This window comes from Devosia sp., from assembly GCF_041917035.1.
Classification (GTDB): domain Bacteria; phylum Pseudomonadota; class Alphaproteobacteria; order Rhizobiales; family Devosiaceae; genus Devosia_A.
Genome location: NZ_JAYRYM010000455.1, coordinates 1 through 1,525 on the forward strand (window position 1 = coordinate 1; position 1,525 = coordinate 1,525).

Sequence of the window (1,525 nt, forward strand, 5' to 3'; positions counted from 1 at the left end):
TCGCCGTCGTGCAGCGCCCGGTAGCGCAGGCCGCGGGCGGACAGGTGTCGCACGGCGCGTTCGGCAGCCGCGCTTTCGGGGTGCGGCGAGCGATAGTGCGGCACGATGGCATGGTCGATCAGCCCCAGCCCGTCCCAGGGGGTCTCCGCGTCGTAGCCGAGTGGGGCGGCGTCGGGATCGTCCATCAGGTGCATGCCGACCAGACTGGGCGCCGCCACCATGGCGCCGGCACCCGCACCGCCATAGACGATTGCGTCGCGCTCCAGCAGCGCCAGGATCGCCTCGTCGAAGCCCGACTGCTTCATGGCGCGACGCAGGACGAAACTGTTGCCGCCGGTGACCCAGACGAGATCGAAGCGCTCGAGGTCCGTCGCCAGCGCCTCGGGCCGGCCGAAATAGACCCTGAGGTCGAGCCGTTCCGCGCCGATGCCGAGCGCGGCCAGTTCCGCCGCCGGTTCGTCAACCTCGTGACGGAGCGCCGCGCGCGGTCCGGGCGGCAGGATGTCGCGTGCATTCTCGATGATGGCGGCGCGCGTGCCGCCGCCCAGCAGCGCCAGGAGCGAACCGGCGCGTTCGCCGATGCGGTAGGAACTCAGATACAGTCTCATTTCAGCCGCCCTCACGACGAAAAAGACAAAGGGGAAACCGGATTCCGGCTCCCCCTGGTCTTTTCGACTGCTCGGTCGACTGTCGGCTAGTGTGCCTCGTCGCCTTGCCGGGGAGCTGGTCTCCGGCAGGGGTTGCAAGGCCTCACCGGGTTATTCTGCTGCTTGGGCTGCCGGGAGTACCGACACGTAGACTTTCGCATTGGCGCGGGTTTTGAAGGTCACCTGGCCTTCGACGACGGCGTAGATGGTATGGTCGATACCCATGCCGACGCCGGTGCCCGGATGCCACTTGGTGCCGCGCTGGCGGATGATGATGTTGCCCGGGATCACGGCTTCGCCGCCGAACTTCTTGACGCCGAGGCGTCGGCCGGCGGTGTCGCGGCCATTGCGGGAGGAACCGCCTGCTTTCTTGTGTGCCATAGCTGCTGCTCCTTATTCGGCGGACGAGGTATCGGACTTCGGCGCGGCCTTCTTTGCCGCGGGCTTCTTGGCCGGCTTGTCGCCCGCCTCCGCGGTCTCGGCCGCGGCCTTCTTCGGCGCCGCCTTGCGGGCCGGAGCCTTGGCTGCGGCAGGGGCCTCGACGGCGGGGGCCGCCTGGGCGGCCGGAACCGCTTCCGTCACGCTCGCCGCGGCGCCGCTCTCGGCAGCGGCCTTGCGATAGCGGGCCTTGGCCACCTCGTCGACCTGCGTCGTCGGCTTGGCGCCGCCGACGAGAATCTCGGTGATGCGCACGCTCGACAGCTGCTGGCGATGCCCGTTGCGGCGATCGTAGTGCTGGCGGCGCTCCTTCTTCAGGATGATGATGGTGCGCTGCTTCTTGGTCGAGATGAACTGGCCGGCGACGAGCGCGCCGTCCACCAGCGGGGCGCCGACGGTGACATTGTCGCCATCCCCGACCATCAGCACCTGGTCGAACG

At 68.9% G+C, this 1,525-nt stretch carries 3 protein-coding genes; all 3 read right to left on the reverse strand.

Annotated elements, in window-relative coordinates:
- Positions 1 to 608 (reverse strand): Type 1 glutamine amidotransferase-like domain-containing protein (locus ACE3TU_RS22255; RefSeq protein ID WP_374628033.1); only part of this gene is annotated, 608 nt, incomplete at its 3' end.
- A 150-nt stretch (positions 609 to 758) separates the two neighbouring features.
- A complete protein-coding gene (gene rpmA / locus ACE3TU_RS22260) occupies positions 759 to 1,028 on the reverse strand; it encodes a 50S ribosomal protein L27 (protein ID WP_374628034.1) in 270 nt (89 codons plus the stop codon).
- Positions 1,029 to 1,040: 12 nt separating this feature from the next.
- Positions 1,041 to 1,525, reverse strand: a 485-nt coding sequence (rplU, locus tag ACE3TU_RS22265; protein WP_374628035.1) for a 50S ribosomal protein L21, incomplete at its 5' end; no start/stop codon positions are given.